This is a genomic window from Paenibacillus monticola (assembly GCF_009664975.1).
GTDB lineage: Bacteria > Bacillota > Bacilli > Paenibacillales > Paenibacillaceae > Paenibacillus_AQ > Paenibacillus_AQ monticola.
The window spans coordinates 489,520-509,719 of the sequence record NZ_WJXB01000004.1 but is presented as its reverse complement, the minus strand read 5'-3'; the positions used below and the strand labels follow the sequence as shown (position 1 = coordinate 509,719).

Genomic DNA, 20,200 nt, shown 5'->3' with positions numbered 1-20,200 from the left:
ATGGTTTCACCTAATTCTCGGAGGATTGCTTGAAATAAGGGGCGAGTTTCTCTGCGAGTTTGGCTGCGTCTACTTGATAGGTACCTGCGGAGACCTGTTGCTTCAGACCATCGATCTTGAGGGCACGATCAGTGTCAATCTTGCCGCTGTTCTGTGCCTGTTGCAGTTTAAGAGCCTCATCAGAGATAGATACTTCATCCTTGCGTGTACTCTTCTTCATCTGTTCCTGCCTTTGCGACTCCGCGCTGCGTTGGTACGGATTAATCGCGTTAATTCGTCCGGTCTCGTTAATTTTCATAACTTCCACCTTCCTTCTAATATAAAAAAACCGATAATCTTTAATAAGTTTATCGGCTTGTATTGAAACATTCTTTATAGCTGCAAACGTTTTTTTTGCAGATTTTATTAGTCGTTGCGTTTGTCAAGGGCACGATAGGCACCCTCGGAGGTCTTTTTAGGGGGTTCCTTTTCATTAATTTCCCTGGTGAGACTCGTAAGATCCTTCCGTAGACGGTTACGGCAATTGTCGCACATATGCCCGTCGCGGATTAGTGTTCCGCACACCTCACAGGGGTACATCATATTAGGTGCATTTGCTATAGAAATGCGGCCCTCCCGAATAAAACGGGTTATTTCTTTAATGGAAATTTCCGTGGCATCGGATAATTCCTGAATGGTAGTTCCTCTGAACTCACGCAAATAATTCACGCAGGTCTCATATTCATATTCCAGTTCTTTGATGCAAGGTTGGCATAAATCCATGACATTCTTTACATACAACCGGCCGCACCTTGGACAATTGTCTAGATTCATAAACGCAGCGGCTCCTCCCCTTACATTTTGTGCAACGTATAGTATTCTTATGCTCCTAGATTACATGATAGCAGGGATTTCGTCTATCTTGGAAATTAGATGAATAGGTTCAAGTCATGAACGAGCCCAAGTCAAGCTATAGATTTCCACATCATATCTGTAAGCTTCCGTCATTTGCTGTATGACTTCTGCACAGGCACGGAGGGTACTGCCAGTTGTATATATATCATCTATAATAATTATCTGCAGGGGACGGTCCATGGGTTTCATTGCTCCCAACCAATTAGGAAATAGTTCTATCATCGCGGGACTGGCGGCAAAAGCATGCTTCATATCTGCTAGCCGTTCCGCTCGGCCTTTAAAGCTCTGCTTACCCGTATGATGCTTGCGAACCAGCAGCGGAAGCTGTGGAATACCCCTACGCTGGGATACGACATCGGCAAGTCTCTCAGCTTGGTTAAAACCGCGTTCTTCCAGCTGGGAATCGCTAACAGGAACCGGCACTAGCAAGTCAGCCTGCCAGAGGATTCCCGAGGCAGCCCGTTTATTTTGAAAGAAAGAACTTATAGTTGAATGAGGAGAAGATCGTTGGACTCTTTGCTCTTTCTCCCTTTCCTCCTTCAGTATCAAATACGCTCTGTCCAGCATTAAGCCAAGCAGGGCGGAATAACGTTCATTCCCACGATATTTATACTGGCCTAGCATTTCACGCATTACACTATTATACGCTACTGCGCTCCGGTTGCAGATAATCGGCGAAGTCTCCCCACCACGGTTGCAGTCGGGGCAGCCGACATGACGGCCGCATTTGAGACAGCGAGGGGAGACGATCCACGGAATGGCTGCTGCACAGTTTACACAAATACTAGGCAACTGCGATGAAGCTTGCCTGTGCTTGCCGCAGATTAGACACTGGGGTACGGACGAAGTGAGCAGTGACTGGAGCCCTTTTAACCATATCGACTTGGTATTCATAAGGAACTCTTTCTGCTAATATAACCGTTGCGTTGGGCATTACCGTTCATAGCCCGGATGTGGGAGATCGCTCCTCGCTGTGATCGGCTCCACTGAGGGGAAGCGAATACGACAGTTCCTGCGGGATCGTCTTTGGAGCGTCCAGCGCGCCCAGCCATCTGTACTAACGAGGCTTCGTCAAACAGACCACTATCTGCATCTAGAATGAACACATCACTGCGTGGGACAGTCACACCCCGTTCCAGAATTGTAGTTGTCACCAGCAGAGAGATGATCCGGCTGCGAAATGCAGCTACTTTCTCTGCCCTTGCTGGATCTTGAGAGGAAGTACCCTCAATAGCGACTTCAGGAAAGCTCTGGCGGAGAAGCTTAATCAGTCCAGCAATATGAGCAATACGTGACACAAACAGAAAGATCTGAGCCTCTCTTGCTAAGGACCTACGCAGCACCTGTGTGAGCGACTTCGGTAGGGTACCACGCTTCAGGAATATACGAACAGGTATGATCGTTAAATGCAGTGGCACCGGTAAGGGCTGTCCATGGAAGCGGACAGGTACTTTAGCATGAGGAAGACGACCGGAATTAGCCTCCCGTTGCATTTCCTTGGGCGGTGTTGCGGATAGAAAGAGGAAAGAGCCATCCTTCTTACTGGCTTGTCCGGCAGCGTAGGCCAGCATGGGGTCATTATGATAGGGATATGCATCTAGCTCATCAATGATAACTAGATCAAATCCCTGGTTGAACCGCAGCAACTGATGAGTGGTCGCGAGCGTTAAGCGGCCACTTACCCAGCGATCAGGGCTACCGCCATAGAGCACGGCGAGGGTCTCCGCCGGGAATGCCTTGGCTAGCCGCGGCGCCAGCTCCAGCACGACGTCGCGCCGTGGCGTCGCTATGAGCGCTCGCCCTCCGGCAGCGAGCACAGCCTCCAGGAGCGGAAAGACCATCTCCGTCTTCCCGGCTCCCGTCACAGCCCAGAGCAGGAACCGCTCTGGGCCCTGGCCCGCGGAGCGCTGACGCGGCTCCGCCAGAAATCCCAGCGCGGCGCTTACGGCTCCCGCCTGCGCCGCGCTAAGCCCCCACCGGCGGGCCGCGGTGGGGGCAGAACCTGCCGTGCACCGCACGGCAGGAAGCGCTGCGCTGCGCAGCAGCAGCGCGCAAGCCCGGCTGCGCCCGAGTGCGAGGCAGGCCTCGCAATAGGCGCAGCCCATGAGGCCACACGCGGCGCACGCCGTGTGGCCTGTGGCGACGCTGCCGCAGCGCTGGCAGCGTGGGAGTACGCGGCGCTTGGCGAAGCCGCGCCAGGGCATTGCTACGCGTGACAGCCAAGCTGTCGCCCCATCCTTGCGCTCCGTTGTAGCCAAGATACCAGCCGTTAGCACTAGCCTACCCTGCAAATGCACCAATTGGGCCGTGCTGCGCCAGTCACCCGACAGATTCGGCAACTGTTCTGCCAGCATTGCTTCCAATTCCGGCTGCAGCAAAGAACGACCGGCTAACGCTCCGGCCAATTGTTCGGCTGCTAAGGCCAGATTTAATCTTTCTAGATCCTCCTGATGTGACAAATGGTCTAAAGTGGCTCCAAATATGTTCTCTTGTCGTTCATGACCATCCTCCATCAACTCTATTGAGGTCCAGCCATTCAATACTGGCTGGCATAATGAACCCTCATTATGGGACCAACCTCCCCTCCCTCCCGTAGCCATCTCCTCCTGTACTTCTGGCGCTAATTCTCTAGCAATATAATCTCTCCACTCCATATTTCCCCATGCCTGCATAGAGGTCCTCGATTTAAAGCTATCCCGAAGTTTCACTGCCCAGCCGAGTGGCAGAGAAGTTGCTAGAATAACCATGCTGACTGCTCGGCTGTTCCAGCCTTTACTCCCTCCCAAAGCTCCAGACCACCATAACCTGTCCACAGCCAGATTTAATGAAATCCAGAGACTCCAGCCCCTATTTTCCTTAACTGCATATACAGCTACCTTCATGAAATCTCCCCCATCTTAGAGATCAAAACCTGAATAGATGCAATTCAAACCTGACAAACGTACAAGTCGATCCCCCAGAATTTCTATACTTAAGCACAAAAAATTAATATTCTCACCACTCTTCAGTACATGCGGACTGCAAAAGACGCTATTGAATCAGTTTGTTTATAACGCAAAAAAGCACACCCCCCTATCCAAATGGAGAGTGTGCTTCACCCGTTACTACCATATTTATTTACCTGCCGCCACGCTTCGATCTGTATCCCCTACTTCCTGTCGTCCGCATAAAAGGCAGCTTAACCTGCTGCTCGGACAATCGCAAGTCAACTACAATTCCCTGATGCATCATGACTTCATCCGCTTGAAGAGTAGGCATTGATATGACCAGATCAATAGGGCTGCCACTTCGGGCCATTCTGGATACAATCTCCAGAGTTCCATCACTTGAGCTATCATCCATACAGGTCATACGCAACCGCTTTCCCGTTAGCAACGCACAAACATTCAGTGCCCGGATATATCCTTCCACAACAGTTTCATGATTACGGGTAATGAGAATATAATGAATCCATTTCCTGGCTCGCGGTGTCTGCCGCGTCTGCTCCCGGCTATGCAGCATATGAATAATAGCTACCGCGGATGCATATACAGCCGCAATCCATATCAACTGGGCTACCATAGAGATGCACCTCCTCTGTATACCGACAATATATGCCGGCTACAAAAGGTCGGTGACTGCCCAACGTTCCTAAGGGAAAACAACCTTTGTTCTCCCTTATTGTTCAATCTGGCGAATACACTGCATGGTCTAAATCATTGCTTTGTGCTCTTCTAAATGCAGATACGCCTGATGCTGCTTTGAAGCCTGCTCTTATGAACTGATGCCAGATTTCTGCTGCAATATTCCGGATCATCATTTAAATCAGCATTTTGCAAAATTCGAATTTATGCGTAAATCGTACTCGAATATATGTAACGTATTCCCAGACTATTTGGATTCTCCAAAACGCTCAGTTAAAGATTATGCTAGCTTACAAGGTAACCCAGCCAAATTTAATGGAATTGATAACAGCTTGTGTACGATCGTCAACTTCCATTTTTTGCAAAATACTACTGACATGGTTTTTGACGGTTTTTTCACTAATAAACAAGTGTTCGCCTATCATCTTGTTGCTCTTGCCTTCCGCCATCAACCGCAGCACCTCTGCTTCACGGCGAGTCAAAGGATTATTGTCACCTGCTACGAATTTAACACCAGCTTCCTTAACCGGAGTCTCCGTCATAGCACCCGTTTCGTTAAGATACGTCATGCGCCGCAACTGATTAATGAGCTTACCCGTAACCTTAGGATGAATAAAAGCATGCCCCTCATGGACCGAACGAATCGCATTAATGAGTGACTCCGCCTCCATATCCTTCAGTAAATATCCATTAGCGCCTTTACGCAGTGTTTCGAAGACATAGCTTTCATCATCGTGAATCGACAAAATAATAACTTTAACGTCGGGGAACATCTCCCGCAGCTTTTGCGTGGCCTCCACACCGTTCTCAATAGGCATATTGATGTCCATCAGAACAATATCAGGTTTATTCCCATTACAGAACTCCAATACCTGTATTCCGTCACCACACTCACCGATGACCTCAATATCATCCTCCATATTCAAAATGCGTTTGAGACCTTCACGAAACAGTTGATGATCATCCGCCAAAAGCACTTTAATGGGCGATTTCACTATACTTTGATTCTCCATAACATTACTCCTTTCCCATTTCCACATTCGTCGGAATATGGATTACGATTGTTGTCCCTTGATTCTCTGCTGATTCGATTTCAAGTCTTCCTTCAAGCAGTTCCACACGCTCCCGCATCCCTACAAGACCGAAGCTCTCGCGGTTGCCTGAGTCAGTCTTCACTTTTTGCACATTAAAGCCTAAACCGTTATCTTTGACGACGATCTTGATCAACTGCGCTTGGTATGTTATTTCCACCAATACATAACTCGGGTAGGCATGTTTCGCCGCATTGGATAGTGCTTCCTGAATGAGACGATATACAGCTGCTTCCATCGCTGACGACAGCCTATGTTCCTTCCCCCTTGTTTCAAAAGTGGTCCGGATCTTCGTCTTCTCCTCATAGTCGTGCACATACTTCCGCATTGTCGGAATCAGTCCTAAATCGTCGAGTGCCATCGGACGCAAATTAAAAATAACCTTACGCATTTCCTCCAGGCTATTACGAACTTGCCCTTTCAAGTCTACTACTTCGGCTTGCACTAGCCCAAATTCCTGCTTTACCAGCATTCTTTCTACAATTTCCGTCCTAAGGACTAGATTCGCCAGCATTTGAGCAGGACCATCATGAATTTCCCGGGCAATTCTTTTACGTTCTTCCTCTTGAGCCAGGATTATCTTGAGCCCGATCATTTGTCGATTCTTGGCGGATTCGACAATTCTCGTCACTTGTCCCAGTTCACCAGATAAATATTCTACAACAACACTCATTTGCGAACCTATCGATTCCGCACGTTCCACCGAGTTCTCTACACTGCGTACCCGCAATTGCAGCTCATCACGCCTGCTACGAAGATAGACTTCTCTCTCCCTAGTCATCATGAGCTCTAGCTGTAGCTCCGTCGCCTTCTCATAAGCAATACGGATATCCTTCTCCGAAAAGCGGACAAAATCCCGGCTGACTTCGGTCAGCCGGATTCGGGAGCGGTGATAGTTCATCTCCAGTTTGTCTACCTTAAGTATTGTTTCATCCGTTTCTTCCAAAACTCTCTGCAGTTCTTTGGTTAGTGCGACAAGCTCATCGCGTGCAACCTGCAATATTTCAAAAATCTGATACTTGCTGCTGACCATCACTTCGATGGTATTTTTAATCACGCGATCAATCGCATCGGCTTGAAATTCCACGGATGCTTGCCCCATTTCTATCGAATCATATTAAAGGCTTACCTTTATATTAACATATCACGATTCGATAGTTACGGTCTTCGTTTTCTGTTCCCATTTTACAATCAATCCTAACTGTTCTGAAACCAATCTAAGGGGTACTAAAGTCCTGCCTTGTAGGATTAAAGGCGCTACTTCCGCACTTTGAAGCTTACCATTTAACAAATATTCCTTTTTATTTACAGTAAGATCCAATGCCTTGGCTCCGCGCAACACCATAATCTTCTTGGTTGCCTGGTCCCACATTGCTTGGCCACCAAAGGCATCCAGCACATAACGAATCGGCACATACGTGCTACCATTCTTAACAATTGGCGCTACATCTATAGCTTGCTTTGTACCGTTTACCAGGATTGATTTGGAACCAATGACCATTGATGCTGTACCTTTTGGAAGTCCTGCTTCACTGGAAAGGGAAGGCATTGTAAACGAAATGTTATCAAAAGCAACGGTTCCCGTCTTAGCACGTTCATCCTGACCTTCCTCTACATTTACAACATAGAGTCTCTTTAGGGTTGCTGGAAATTTGATTCCAGAACCTGACAAATCAAGATTAAGGCTCTTCCAACCGTTCCAATCGATGATCTTGGCAAGATCGACATAAACCGTGGCTCCGCTGCTGTCTACCAGTTCAGCCCGCAACCAGTTCAGACTCATATCCCCCATCACATCAAGCGACATCGACGTAGCCGCCGCTGGAATTGTTTTACCGGTCGTACCATTGAGTTGGGCATAAGCATACATTTTGCCGCTGCCAGCGGTCATATCGTAACTGAGTGACAGCACTTTAGAGCCTGCACGTTCAGCACTACCAGCCATTATTGCAGCCGTCCCTTGTACACTTGCTACATTTGTAGTAAATGCGACCGGATAACTCGCATTCTCGAAATCTTCCCAAGGTGTGGCGGCCACAGCCGATAGAACAACCACAGTACTAAAGCCGTTATAACGGGCGATGGCGTAGCCTGTCGTAACCCCCGTATCCACGGTATCCACTGTAAGCTTACCAGCCTGCACATTGCCCTTAAAGCCAACAAATTCCCACTTCAGTGCAGAATCTGGAACGGCAATCTTCGCGCCGCTCTTTGCAGTTGCTGTTACAGGAACAGAGACAGATGAGCCCGCTATCAACGGCGCTGTAGCTGTACCTACCGTCATACTGCTCAGATCATCTCCTCCAAGTACAGTAACCTTTGTCGAAGCACTAGCCGTGCCGCTGGTGGCTGTCAAAGTCACAGCGCCTGGCTTCACTGCTGTCACTTCCCCCGCGCTGACAGTTGCACTGCCGCTGCTTGAAACCCATGCCGGATTTCCTGCTGCTACATCAATTGGATTATAGTAAGTATCATAGCCTTTTAACGAATAAGCTGCCTTTTGTCCGATCAGAAGTACAGAATTTCCGCTGATTGTAATTCCCTTTACTTCACCCTGCGGAGCAGATGTATAGACACCAAGTCCATTAACAATACTGCGCTGTTCCGTACCATACTCCGTATTAAAGGTGAGTGTAGCGGTTGTCTCGGCAAGGGGCCGATCGACCATCGTCGTAGAACCCCCACCATCGAGATTCAAGCCTTTCCAGACGCCAATGTTCGTCATAAAGGATTGCAGTTCGGTTAGCGACATCCCTGCACTGTTGTCATTCTTCTGAGCAGTTACAACATATGCATAACGTCCATCCTGTGAATAGCCAAGAGCTGTCCGTGCACGATAGCCGCCAATGCTGCTGGTCGAGCGCGAGAACGTTGCCGCTTTGCCATTGTTCACAAGAATGGTATGTCCTCCGATCATCATTTGCAAACTAGCCGGGTCCAGCGCTTGCTGCGTGGTTTGGGATCGCAGCGATGAAGAACTCGTCAATGGTTGCCCTACAGCCAGATGTGCTGCGACAAACTGAGCGGCGAGTCCGTGCGTACGCAGAATATAGGCGCCCTCAGGAACAGCCATTGGCAGCGCAGCATTCGGAGAGATTTGTGTAATTATACCGTTCTCAACAAGCACCTCTGTAGGAGTAGTTGAGCTATTCTTGGGCCGCTCGAGCGCTGTCCAGGCATCTGTATAGATGTACATCGCATTGGCATGGCTATACGTAGAGGTTCCGCCTTCTGGAATATAGGCACCTTTGTTGATCCCGGAGAGAGCAAACTGGGCACCGTCCGCTGCCGTTATTGTTCCTTCAAAAGTAAATTCATCAATAACAGGCTGCCGATCCTTCGTTACTGCAAAAGCATACATTCCGTTCAACTGTGAGGGAGTAGAAACAACAACCCCCGCAGAAACCTGACCCCCAATGGGTACCCCTTCGCCGCCCGTATTAAAATAATCACCATTTACTGCAGCCACTGCTCCTGTTTCTTTAGCCATACCACCGGTGCTCTGGCGTGTGGTCAAATCGCCGCCTTTGCCAGTCATAACATCCATTGAAACATAGGGGTTATTCAGATCCACTCGAATTACGTCTGCCAGTCCGGTAGCCTGCTTACCGGAACGAGAAGTTGTATATTTATATTTCATCATAATGGCGCCTGAAGTAATAACTTCTTCGCCTAGTTTGGTTACCGTAAAAGCGGAGGCAGCCGCAGAAGCCACTGGTGAAGGTCCTTGCCCGAATTGAGTAATTCCCTCACTGCCGATCACTGGCATAATCCATAACACACCCGCCAATGAGGCGGCAACCCATTTTTTTGCAGACGCTGTTCTGATCTCCCGCAACATTTCTCTAGTCTTCTTCTCCATAAAAGCTTCATTCATTTCGGCGTAACTCTCCCATCTCTTTACTCATTTGGTAAGTTTCAAAGTCTGGAAATCCGGACTCTATTTTCCTATTACTCTTTTAATAGACTGAATTCTAGTGAAAAAGTTGCGACAAACTGCAGATTAGCAGGGACGGCAGCACAAAAAACACCCGACTGATACAAGCCGGGTGTTACATTATCTTCTATAAATAATCTGCTTTATCTAACATTCTTTGCAGCATAACAGCAGCTTGAGCACGGGTGGCGTTTCCCTGTGGCTGGAATTCTGTCGTTGTCATGCCCAGAATAATACCTGATTGTACAGCTTTGGCAACGAACTCAGCACTCTGGCTCTGGATTTTGGATTTATCCTTGAAAGCTGTCAACGCAGATGCAGAGGTACTGCTTAATGTTATCGGATTCTTGGTATATTCCATTGCCCGAATCATCATAATTGCCAGCTGCTCACGGGTTATATTCTCATTGGGGCGAAAGGTTGCATCTGTATTCCCAGTGATAATACCCGCTTTGGCCGCCGCTCCAATGTAATCCCCTGTTTGCGTAGAGGGTTGTATATCCCTGAAACGTTGTGCTGTGTCACGGTCACCTTGCAGTCCGAGGCCTCGACTGAGCATAACTGCAAACTCAGCTCGGGTGATCTTTTGCTCCGGCTTGAATGTGTTTCCATAACTGCTGTCAATGATATTCTTGGCGGCAAGCTCGGCAACAATGGTATTACTCCAATGCTTACTCATATCCGTAAAGGTCCGCGTTGATAAAAAAGTTCCTACAACCTGATTTCCGACAGTACGAGCACGTAGAATAGTATAACTACCCAAAGTACTGCTTTTTGTAGGAAGATAGGCTGCATCATTATAAGTCAGATCCAACCGGGCAATTGAAGATTGCGCACTATTCAAAATAGAAGTAGTGCGCACGGTATACTCTCCAGGTACACTCAGCACATTCACACTAGAGGTGTTCCCGGTGATCATAGCTGTCAGACGAAAATCAACAAGACTAGTTACATTCTGCAAGCCTTGCGCTTGCAGCTTTTGTTCCAGTGGGGTGAAGGTCCCTGTTGGAACCTTTTCCATGCGGAATACAAGCGAGATATTATTGCTGTCCGCAATTAAACTAGCAGCCAGTCCACTCATATCGATATCCCCTAGAGCCACACTATAAAGACTGTCCCCATAGCGTATCGCTAGTTTAGCGCTACTGTTACGATTTACTGCATCAAGCAGTGGTTTCAGCGGTATAGTCACATAAGCTGCCAGTTCTGTGGAAGGCACTTCAAAGGCTAGTGTTGATGTACCCAGTTTATATAAATAATCATAACTGGAGCTTAAACGTTCAGTTGTCAGGTTATATTTTTTAACGGACTGGCTGTATACGGATCGTTCATCCGTTGCATTTGAAGAGTCACTTTTCAAGAGTGGATACTCCTCTCCGAACTCACTTGCTGCCAATGTCCCCAGATAAGTTGGGCGGCTGCCCGTCCCTGTTGAGGTACCAGTAAGATTTTGCACAGAGAGTACAGAGAATGAGGAAAGTAACTTACCGCTGGAATCGTTGATCGGTGTCGAACCTGACATATAAGACAAGTCAACGGTTTGACCCGTCTTCACAACACTTGAAAGGGTTAGCTTTAGAATCTTGCCTGATAAATCATAAGATTGTACGCCCAAATTGTTTCCATCTGCTCTCACCCCGAACTGATTTACATAGAGGTTGGTGGAAGCCTGCATACTCTTGTTAAAAGTAACGGTGAGTTCATCTCCAGTTACTGTTGCACTGCTGATTTCAGCCACGGACGTTGACGATGATACAGTCACCGGCTTCAGATTAATATATCCCGCACGATTACCATTCAGATCACTTAGCCCAGCTACACCCGGTACATAGGATAATGTAGCGTTCTGGCCCACTGTCAAGGAACTTGTAAGAGTTAACGTAACCAGGTTCCCACTCACTGCTACATTAGTCACATAATTGGGAGTAGTGCCCACAAGTACGGAGAACTGGCTAATCATCGGTAAACTCGTTACAGACATCCCCTCATTATAGGTAAGTACAATTTTAGTGCCGGCCCCTTCCGCACTTTGAAACAGCGGCAACGTCGCATCGTTGCTATTACGAATATAGAAGTCAGCGAAATCTGCAATATTTTGCCCCAAAGTATTCTGTAGTGGATACGAGCCTGCATTATAGGATACGCGAACGGTCTGTCCACTTGAAGCTTCGCTATTCAGCCCCAGATATACAGTATTCCCGCTCAAGCTGATGGAGTTTACTCCAAGTGAATATCCATCAGCGGTCACTAAAAATTGGCTTTGGGCATACGTAGAGACCGCTTTTAGCGAATCATTAAATTTTAATGCTACTGATTTGCCCGTGATCCTACCTTCCTGGGGTAATGGCATTGAAGACTCGATAGAATTAGTAATTGACTTTAAAGAAAAGGTGCTCACTGGATTCCCGCTGGAATCCTGAATGGTCCGCAACCCCCCGGTATAGCTAAGCTTCACGACTTGGCCCACAGCAATCCCTGTACTGAGTATCACTAAGACACTATCACCCTGAATAGAGACGCTTTCTATTGCACGATTTTCATCATTAACAGTTACCTGGAAGCTCGAGGGTAGCAGAGCAACCGCTGAATTGAGTGTTTCATTATACTTCAAGCGAATCGTTCGGTTATTATCCAGTTGTGCCGATGTAAGTATAGGTGCTGTTGAATCCAGAGCAAGGGTACGGAAACTCCAGGAATTAGCACCACTCAGCCCACCATATATAGAGGCTGGATCAGTAGCATCGGAGAAGGCACCCTTAGCAATGTCAATGTAATAGGTTGAATTATACTCCAGAGCGGCGGTAGGCTTTATAGTATATTCTTTTGCTCCGGCCGTAGTCCCGCTCTGTGTTATAGTTACAGGAGTCTGTATCCCGCTGCTTTTGTAGAGTGCTACACTTTTCACAATAGAGCTGTTATAAATTACATCTCGGTTAAAGGTAAGCGTAATAGCTTTGTTAATATCCACAGACTCACTTCGGTCTGCAGGTATCAAAGAGGTTACTCCAACACTCGTCAAGGACGCCGTGGTAAAGCTCCAAGTATAAGGAGCGGTAGCAGGAAAAACATTTCCATCCTGATCGTAGAAAGCCCCTTGAGGTATAGTAACTGTATATAGTGTATTACTGAGAAGCGGGTTTGCTGTAGATGCCGGAGAAAGTAGAATATTCTTACTCCCGCCACCCGTTACTGCTGTGGAATTCACGTTGACCCATCGTGTCCTGGCATCATCGGCAGTACCAGGAGATACAGTAATATAGCCCGTTGCAGGCATCATAGGACGATCAAAGTTGAGCTGTAGCGCTCCGGAAGCAGATACACTTACTGCTCCTGCTGCCGGATTTAACGTGACTGGGATAGCTGCTGCACCTATAGTGGAAAAACTCCATACATTACCACTGGATATGCCTGAGAAGGTCTTATCATCTGCATCCTTAAAGGCGTAGGAATCAATAAGTACATAATAATTACTTCCGGTCGCTAATTTATTTGTTAGGCTTAAGGTAACTGTTGTGGACGCAGTGTCACTCACCATAGCAACACCTGACTCTCCATCCTTCATTATAAATTCCTGAATAATAGAATTGTCAGCAGAAGAAAGAAGTCTGATGGCCCCCCCACCCTTTTGCAATGGTTTATCCAACTTCAAGCTAATCTGCGCTAATGCTCCAGAATCAACCCTGGCATTATTAGCAGGTGTGAAATTACTCACTGTAATTCCTGTATTGATCTCAGGTGCGGTTGTAAACGACCAACTTGTTAATGAGGATTCAGCTCCAGTACTATCCTTAAATAAGCCCTTTGGTACGGTTACTATATATGTCTTATTGGGTATGAAATGCAGACTAGCATCCCATTTAATTTCATAGTCTTTGGAGCTGCCGATTAATCCTGAGGTACCGATAGGAATAGTCACAAAGGGGTCACTGGAGCCTTGCGGGGTAATAATAATATTTCCAGTTTGCGGATTCACCTGCCGATCAAAACTCAATCTAAGAGATGAGCCTATACTTACATAGGATGCTCCTGCAGATGGTGTGGTTACCATGCCAAACTCAGATGCAGCATATACTGCAGATGCTCCAATTCCGACTGACGCACTCCCTACCCCTAGCAACAAATCTCCAGCCAGAATGAGAACCGTCCATATTGAAATTTTTCTTTTCATGCCGTGATAAACTCCTCTCAAGCCATACTGTCATCTTTATGTATATATTCTTTTATTTCGGTTAAACGACTTCCAAAGTTTAGTAATCATCTCATCCGGAGAGAAAACACTAAGCTTATTCCATATCAGCACACAAAATAACCCGCAAGTTAAGTACTTCTATCGAAGTGCCTTCCTCGCGGGTCTATAATATGAACGAGTTAATCTTTAAACAATAAACATTTAACGAAACGTGCTACAAACCCGCCTGTGATCTCAGCAGTTCTGCCTTATCGACACGTTCCCAAGGCAAATCTAAATCCGTACGCCCAAAATGGCCATACGCAGCAGTTTGTTTATATATAGGTTTACGCAAATCAAGCATAGAGATAATACCGGCAGGTCGAAGATCAAAGTTATCACTGATCATCTGGGCCAGCTTTTCTTCGCTGATCTTACCTGTTCCATATGTATCTACACTAATTGAAACCGGATTAGCAACACCAATGGCATAAGCTAATTGAATCTCACACTTATCCGCAAGGCCAGCAGCTACAAGATTCTTAGCCACATAACGGGCTGCATAGGCTGCAGAACGGTCAACTTTTGTTGGATCTTTACCAGAAAATGCACCGCCGCCATGACGAGCATAACCGCCATACGTATCTACAATAATCTTACGGCCAGTTAAGCCAGCATCCCCTTGAGGCCCACCAATAACAAAACGACCGGTAGGATTAATAAAGTACTTAGTATCCTCATCAAGCAGTACCGCTGGGACAACTGGCAAAATAACATGTTCTTTGATATCTGCCTGAATTTGCTCAAGTGTAATTTCTTCCGCATGTTGCGTGGATACAACGATGGTATCTACACGAACTGGCTTTTCATTAAAATATTCAATAGTTACTTGAGTTTTGCCATCGGGGCGTAGGTATTCTAAAGTTCCATTCTTACGTACTTCTGCTAAACGACGAGCTATGCGATGAGACAAAGCAATAGGTAATGGCATCAATTCTGGAGTCTCGTTAGTAGCAAAACCAAACATCAAACCTTGATCGCCAGCGCCGATATTAGCCGTTTCTTGGGCTAGCTGTGCCGGATCGCGGTTCTCCAGAGCTGCATTTACTCCCTGGGCAATATCTGCGGATTGCTCATTAAGAGAAGTTAATACTGCACATGTGTTGTAGTCAAAGCCATAGGTGGCATTGGTGTAACCTATTTCTTTAATCGTATTTCGCACAATCGCTGGAATATCAACATATTCCGATTTGGTACTAATCTCTCCGATAACCAATACAAGTCCCGTTGCTACTGCTACTTCGCAGGCAACACGTGCGTTTGGATCATTAGCCAGAAATGCGTCTAGAACCGCATCAGATATCTGGTCACAGATTTTATCCGGATGCCCTTCCGTTACAGACTCGGAAGTGAATAAATGGCGCCCTGTAATAGACATGTATAACAACCTCCTATATGGATAGTATGATGATGTATAAGTGCCTTGAACCTAACAGTTTATAGGTGAATAAAATTGCTAGATTCCCGGATGGCCATTTCCCTAATATTCCTGCAATTTCTGCAAAAAATGAACCTTTCCCATAGTGGAAAAGGTTTATGGCTTTCCTCAAAAATCATATTATCTTATTTATGAGATGGTGTCAATTTTTAGCAGGTTGTTTATTAAGAATAACTAAGCTCTAATAAATGGATATTCATTACAAAATTATCAGGAACTTATTCCAACAACAATTCTTCAATAATTATAGAAAAAGGGCTTGCTCGGCTTGCTTTACAAGTCTCTTCGTTATTTCACCGCCAACGGAACCATTATCCCTGGATGAAAGATGTCCGAGGTATGGACTATGATTAGAGCTACCGGAGTCCCCAAGAGCTCCCAATTCCGAAGCAAACTCTGTATCTGCTCCCCCTCCATAATTAGCCCCATATAAACCAAATTCAGCAGCAATTTCATATTTCATTTGTTTCAACATTGTCCGACTTTCTGGTATAACCACGCGATTGTTACGTGCCATGAGCTGCACCTCCTGAGTTTTTTAAGATTACAGGAATATTGTGCGCAGATTAAGATGCCTTCAATCGTCTCAATGTTTGTTAAGTGTGGAAAAGAGTCCCGTATATCGTATATTCAGTTATGGTATGATTTCCAGCTTAAAGGGCAAACTTAATCTATATTAATGGTTAAATCACTTTAGCGTATATCCACCGCGAACCATTACAACAAGCCCCAGAGTTTGATCAGTCTGGACTGCTATCCCACGTCCATCACGGGGAAAAGACAATAAATGATTCGATGGTGCAGCCTGACCGTTCGTAAGATCTTTTCCATCTGTTAAATCCGCAACACCATTACTATCTTGAGAATAAATAACAGCTTTACCCGCACGAACAATAAATTCTGCTCCTGCAGATGCAATTAAGGTTTGACCTGGTTTTACATCAACAATCTTAGATTCATCACTCGTGTTCTGACTGGGAGTAGTAACTGGTGTAGTAGCTCCGGGGCTAGGGGTTGCAGTTGGAGCAACTGTGGCAATAGGTGTTGTGAGTCCCCCGCCTTGCAGAGCTTTCTGAATTTGTTGATCCACATAACTCTTAGTGACAACTGGGTCGTCCGCTGTGCCAGGCTGAGAGCCCACGCCTGCGCCTTCTGCTGTAACATTAACCAGTGATCCCGCCCAAATACCACCAGCTAATAAAACTGCTGCTACTGAAACTTTCCAAATTGGTTTCATGGTGTTCCTCCTTGTAAAATGTAAAATGCCTAAAAAAAAGAATAGCCTCCGAAGAGGCTATTCTGTGTTTCGGTATTAAAAATTATTTAACCTGGATAGAAGTACCAGTGTTAACTTTGTTTCCTTCATCATCAGTGATGGAGTTTTTGAATCCAGTAGTAGCATCAGCGTCTTTAACTTTAACAGTCAGAGTGTATACAGTGTTACCGTTAAGGTCGATAACATTGCCATTAGCATCTTTGAATGTTACATAGTATTTGTCAGCCAATGTTGCATTGCCGATAGTGGCAAACGATGCTGGAGTTACAACAGTACTGTTAAGTTTGAATTCAAGGTCATCAAGTTGAGCATTCTTAACTGCTTCGGAGAATGTCAGAACCAATGTGTTGGTGTCTGAAGTAGATACCACAGCAGTGGACAGGGTAGGACTTACTCTGTCACCCAGTTTGATTGTAGCAATGAATGCATTTTCCAGACCGTTTCCAGCAGTGTCAACAACACCAGCAACTGTGAACTTATAGTCTTTAGTTGCATTAATGCCGGACTTAGGAATGTGAACTTGAGCAACTCTTGTAGGAGTTGAACCTGCTGGCAATAGTGTTACATAAGAACCAATTGGCAGTGCAGTGTCAGCCAATGTGTAGCTGTTAACATCTTGAAGCACCTTAGTGTTCAGCTCCGTGTTGTCAGTTGCAGTCACATTGATAACATAATCAGCGCTGGTAGCAACTTCTGTTTGATATACTGCGCTGATAACTGTAGGTCTGTCAGCATCAGTGGAAACAGTGCTTCCAGATACAGGCAATACTGTTGCAGCTGATTTGTTCTTTGCAAAGCTAGCATCAGTTACCAGACCAGCTGGCAAACGTAGAGTTTGAGCGCCAGATACAGCAGCCGTACCTACAAAGAATGTCAAGGATTTACCGTCATTCGAACGGCTAGTATAAGTCAGGTCAGTGTTAGCAACACCAGTAGAATCTGTGATCAAAGTCAAGCCAGAAACATTAGCGTAAGTAACTTCTTCAGAGAACTTGATAGTGATACCAGTTCCCGCTTTGTAAGTTACGCTAGTAACTGTTGGAGCTACTGTGTCTTTAGTGAAAGTAATTGGTTGGGACAAAGCAGTACCCAGAGTGTTACCAAGTGTATCACGTACACTTGCTCCAAATACGATTGTTCCTGTGAATGTTCCGTTGTCAGGCAAAGCTGCCAATGGGGAACCCAAGATAAACGTTTTACCGTCTGTACCAGCATTGATTTGGAATACACCTTTGCTTTCGCCGTTAGGATCGAGCAAACGAACACTACCTACCAAAGAATTGAAATCAACATTTTTGTTGAAAACAATTTGGACCTTCTTGTCGCCGATTGCAGTCGCGCTTACGATTGTAGGAGCAGCAGCATCAGACGTTACAGTAACAGAAGTTTTAGTTGGGTTAGGGCTTGCAACGTTTCCTGCAAAATCAGTCAGGTTAGTCAGGGAAACATCATAAGTAGCGCCACTAGTTAATGTAGCACCAGTATTCAATGTTACTTCATCAAGCGGTGCATATGTGTCACGGCTTACACTTGCAGGGGAACCGTTAACGTATGCGATCAATCCAGCAGTTTTAACTGGCTCGCTCAATTTAACATAAACTTTGTTAGTTGTTGTTTTAGCAACAGAAGATACAGAAGCAACAGTTGGAGCAGTGGTATCAGCAACAGTCACCAAGTTAGTGAAAGCTGGGATAGCTTCTCCTGCAGTTGTTTTAACGCTGTCATTAACTACAACAGTGTAAGTACCTTTGAGGTATTCGTTGCCAGCAAAAGTGATCCAAGCTTCAGTACCATTGGAAGCCAGAACAACGCTAGCGTTGTTAGCATTAACCAATTGGTCACTGCTGTTAACACGAGTTACTTTGATTACATCGTCAATCAACGATGAACCAGAAGTTGTGTTTTCAACAAGAGTTTCTCCGTCAATAGCACGGTTGAATTTAACAACCAATTGTTTAGCATTTGGAGCTGTTACGGAAACAACCTTAGGTGCTAGCAGAGTTACTTTAGCTGTGTAATCTTTTTCCATATGTTTGAAGCTGATTGTAGTTTCAACGCCTGCTACCAGAGCAGTTGTCAAAGTTACAGTTTGAGTTGTTTTATCTGAGAAAGTTACTACTACACTTGTTGGACTTGTTGCTTCAGCAGAAGTTACAGTCAACATAGCAACTTGACCAAGTTGATCAACTGCATAAGCTGTTTCTACTACCAAAGAGCGGGATGCATTGCTCTTGAAGTTAGTGTTCTGAGCAACTAGACCTTTGTTGATTACTGCTTGAGCATAGCCTTTAGCCCATGCTGATGCAGAGTTGTCAGTTGTTGTTGGTGTTTCAAGTTTCAAAGCGCGGAACAATACAGCCGCTACTTCTTCAACTGTTACTTTACCATTGTAGTCGAAGATACCTTTAACAGTATCTTTACCTTGCATCAAGTTAGCTGCAGTAACAGCTTCGATGTAAGGAACAGCCCAGTTCTTAGCTGTGTAACCTTTGTCTTTGTAAGACAATTTGTTAGTTACTTCAGTAAGATCGAACAATTTAGTAACGATCTTAGCGAATTCAGCGCGTGTAAGATCTTTTTCAAGGTGAGCTTGACCATCCGGATATCCGTTAAGAACACCCTTAGCTGCCAAAGCATCAAATTTAGCTTGCGGAGTTGTTGCTGTTTCACCAAACGCTACAGAAGCAAACATTGAGAATGCCATTGCTGTAGATAAAGCTACGGATAAAATTTTCTTCATAACCTTTTTTTCTCCTCCTTGGACGTTCATAAACTTAGTTTCTTCTTTAGATGGGTAGCTCATGTCACTCATTAGCATACGCACCCCCTTTCCCGAGTTGAGCATATTAAGTATAAATAATGTCTGTGACGGGTATCACAGAAACTGGTAAACGAATTCAAGGCATAACAATACTAGATTACTAATTCCACCTAAGTATTATATAATGCGCCTCAAGTCACGTAAAGCTTAATTTTTCCAATTGGTCAAATTGGCTTTACTCTTTACATATGATGTTGATTTCAACCTCATGTGTAAATGACTCTACACCTTAAACGCAGATGGTTTGGAAAAGTTGCGGTTCCCTCAAAAAAAAAATTAATTTTCTTAAGTTTCCTCACTCATAGAAGATACATATGTATATTCTACTAAGTATTGTTAATGATGGGGGACTACGGGAATTAGTATAACATAGCTTTCCACCAAGCGTCATTAAACAATATATGTTAAGTTAATACCCACAATGCGACTTTTTCAAACGAAATAGATACCGTACCTAATTCCAGAAAGACCCAATACATAGTAAAAAGCGCCGTTGCCGGCGCTCACTTCTATAGCATATGGTCTAACGAATCTTCATGGATAGCTGAATTAATTCCTGACGCTTCTCAGGAGTAGCATTCACATTGTCATACATGGCATCAATCGCTCCCCGATTCTCTCGGTAGCTCTTCTCATGCTTAATCGTGGAATGCGACCATTCGATCAATGCGTTCTCAGCAACAACAAGATCATTGTAGGCATCGTGGAAACCCGTAGCTTGTACAAGCTCTTCCATTACTTCCTGCGTAATCTCCTGCAGAGCCCGCTTTGCCGCAATATCCTTCTCCATGACTTTTGCTCTATTCTCAAACGTATTCTTTGCTTTCAAGTAATCCAGCTGTGCTTTAGATAAAATCGGTTTCATCGATAGCTTTCACCTTTCGGAAAATAT

15 protein-coding genes are annotated in these 20,200 nt (G+C 45.4%); all 15 read right to left on the bottom strand.

Annotation, left to right across the window (positions count from 1 at the left end; all coding sequences use genetic code 11):
- Positions 1-10: 10 nt before the first annotated feature.
- Entirely contained in the window at positions 11-298 is a 288-nt protein-coding gene (gene flgM, locus GJB61_RS14890; RefSeq protein WP_154119274.1) for a flagellar biosynthesis anti-sigma factor FlgM, read from the bottom strand.
- Positions 299-405: 107 nt separating this feature from the next.
- Positions 406-813 (bottom strand): TIGR03826 family flagellar region protein, encoded by a 408-nt coding sequence (locus GJB61_RS14885; RefSeq protein WP_154119273.1) that lies wholly within the window; start codon positions 811-813, stop codon positions 406-408.
- Between the two features lie 114 nt (positions 814-927).
- The gene (locus tag GJB61_RS14880) at positions 928-1,788 is read right to left on the bottom strand and encodes a ComF family protein (protein WP_154119272.1); all 861 of its coding nucleotides are present in this window, start codon (positions 1,786-1,788) and stop codon (positions 928-930) included.
- The gene (locus GJB61_RS14875; RefSeq protein WP_154119271.1) at positions 1,785-3,776 is read right to left on the bottom strand and encodes a helicase-related protein; all 1,992 of its coding nucleotides are present in this window, start codon (positions 3,774-3,776) and stop codon (positions 1,785-1,787) included. The genes GJB61_RS14880 and GJB61_RS14875 overlap by 4 nt, the downstream gene beginning before the upstream one ends.
- 235 nt (positions 3,777-4,011) lie before the next feature.
- Positions 4,012-4,455, bottom strand: coding sequence for a glycosyltransferase family A protein (locus GJB61_RS14870; RefSeq protein WP_154119270.1), 444 nt, complete (start codon positions 4,453-4,455; stop codon positions 4,012-4,014).
- A 103-nt stretch (positions 4,456-4,558) separates the two neighbouring features.
- On the bottom strand, positions 4,559-4,693 hold the full coding sequence (locus GJB61_RS32195) for a hypothetical protein (RefSeq protein WP_267490814.1): 135 nt from the start codon (positions 4,691-4,693) through the stop codon (positions 4,559-4,561).
- A gap of 114 nt (positions 4,694-4,807) precedes the next feature.
- On the bottom strand, positions 4,808-5,530 hold the full coding sequence (locus tag GJB61_RS14865; RefSeq protein WP_154119269.1) for a response regulator transcription factor: 723 nt from the start codon (positions 5,528-5,530) through the stop codon (positions 4,808-4,810).
- A 4-nt stretch (positions 5,531-5,534) separates the two neighbouring features.
- Positions 5,535-6,695, bottom strand: coding sequence for a sensor histidine kinase (locus tag GJB61_RS14860; protein WP_338115831.1), 1,161 nt, complete (start codon positions 6,693-6,695; stop codon positions 5,535-5,537).
- A 57-nt stretch (positions 6,696-6,752) separates the two neighbouring features.
- Positions 6,753-9,470, bottom strand: coding sequence for a stalk domain-containing protein (locus GJB61_RS14855; protein WP_229521770.1), 2,718 nt, complete (start codon positions 9,468-9,470; stop codon positions 6,753-6,755).
- 202 nt (positions 9,471-9,672) lie between these two features.
- The gene (locus tag GJB61_RS14850; RefSeq protein WP_154119266.1) at positions 9,673-13,713 is read right to left on the bottom strand and encodes an Ig-like domain-containing protein; all 4,041 of its coding nucleotides are present in this window, start codon (positions 13,711-13,713) and stop codon (positions 9,673-9,675) included.
- 235 nt (positions 13,714-13,948) lie between these two features.
- Positions 13,949-15,151, bottom strand: a complete 1,203-nt coding sequence (gene metK, locus GJB61_RS14845) for a methionine adenosyltransferase (protein ID WP_154119265.1) — start codon at positions 15,149-15,151, stop codon at positions 13,949-13,951.
- Between the two features lie 304 nt (positions 15,152-15,455).
- Positions 15,456-15,728, bottom strand: a complete 273-nt coding sequence (locus tag GJB61_RS14840; protein ID WP_154119264.1) for an alpha/beta-type small acid-soluble spore protein — start codon at positions 15,726-15,728, stop codon at positions 15,456-15,458.
- A 171-nt stretch (positions 15,729-15,899) separates the two neighbouring features.
- The gene (locus tag GJB61_RS14835) at positions 15,900-16,448 is read right to left on the bottom strand and encodes a hypothetical protein (protein ID WP_154119263.1); all 549 of its coding nucleotides are present in this window, start codon (positions 16,446-16,448) and stop codon (positions 15,900-15,902) included.
- Between the two features lie 82 nt (positions 16,449-16,530).
- Positions 16,531-19,299 (bottom strand): S-layer homology domain-containing protein, encoded by a 2,769-nt coding sequence (locus GJB61_RS14830; protein WP_195724339.1) that lies wholly within the window; start codon positions 19,297-19,299, stop codon positions 16,531-16,533.
- A gap of 532 nt (positions 19,300-19,831) precedes the next feature.
- Positions 19,832-20,173: a hypothetical protein gene (locus GJB61_RS14825; RefSeq protein WP_154119261.1), complete on the bottom strand. Its 342-nt coding sequence runs from the start codon at positions 20,171-20,173 to the stop codon at positions 19,832-19,834.
- Positions 20,174-20,200 lie beyond the last annotated feature (27 nt).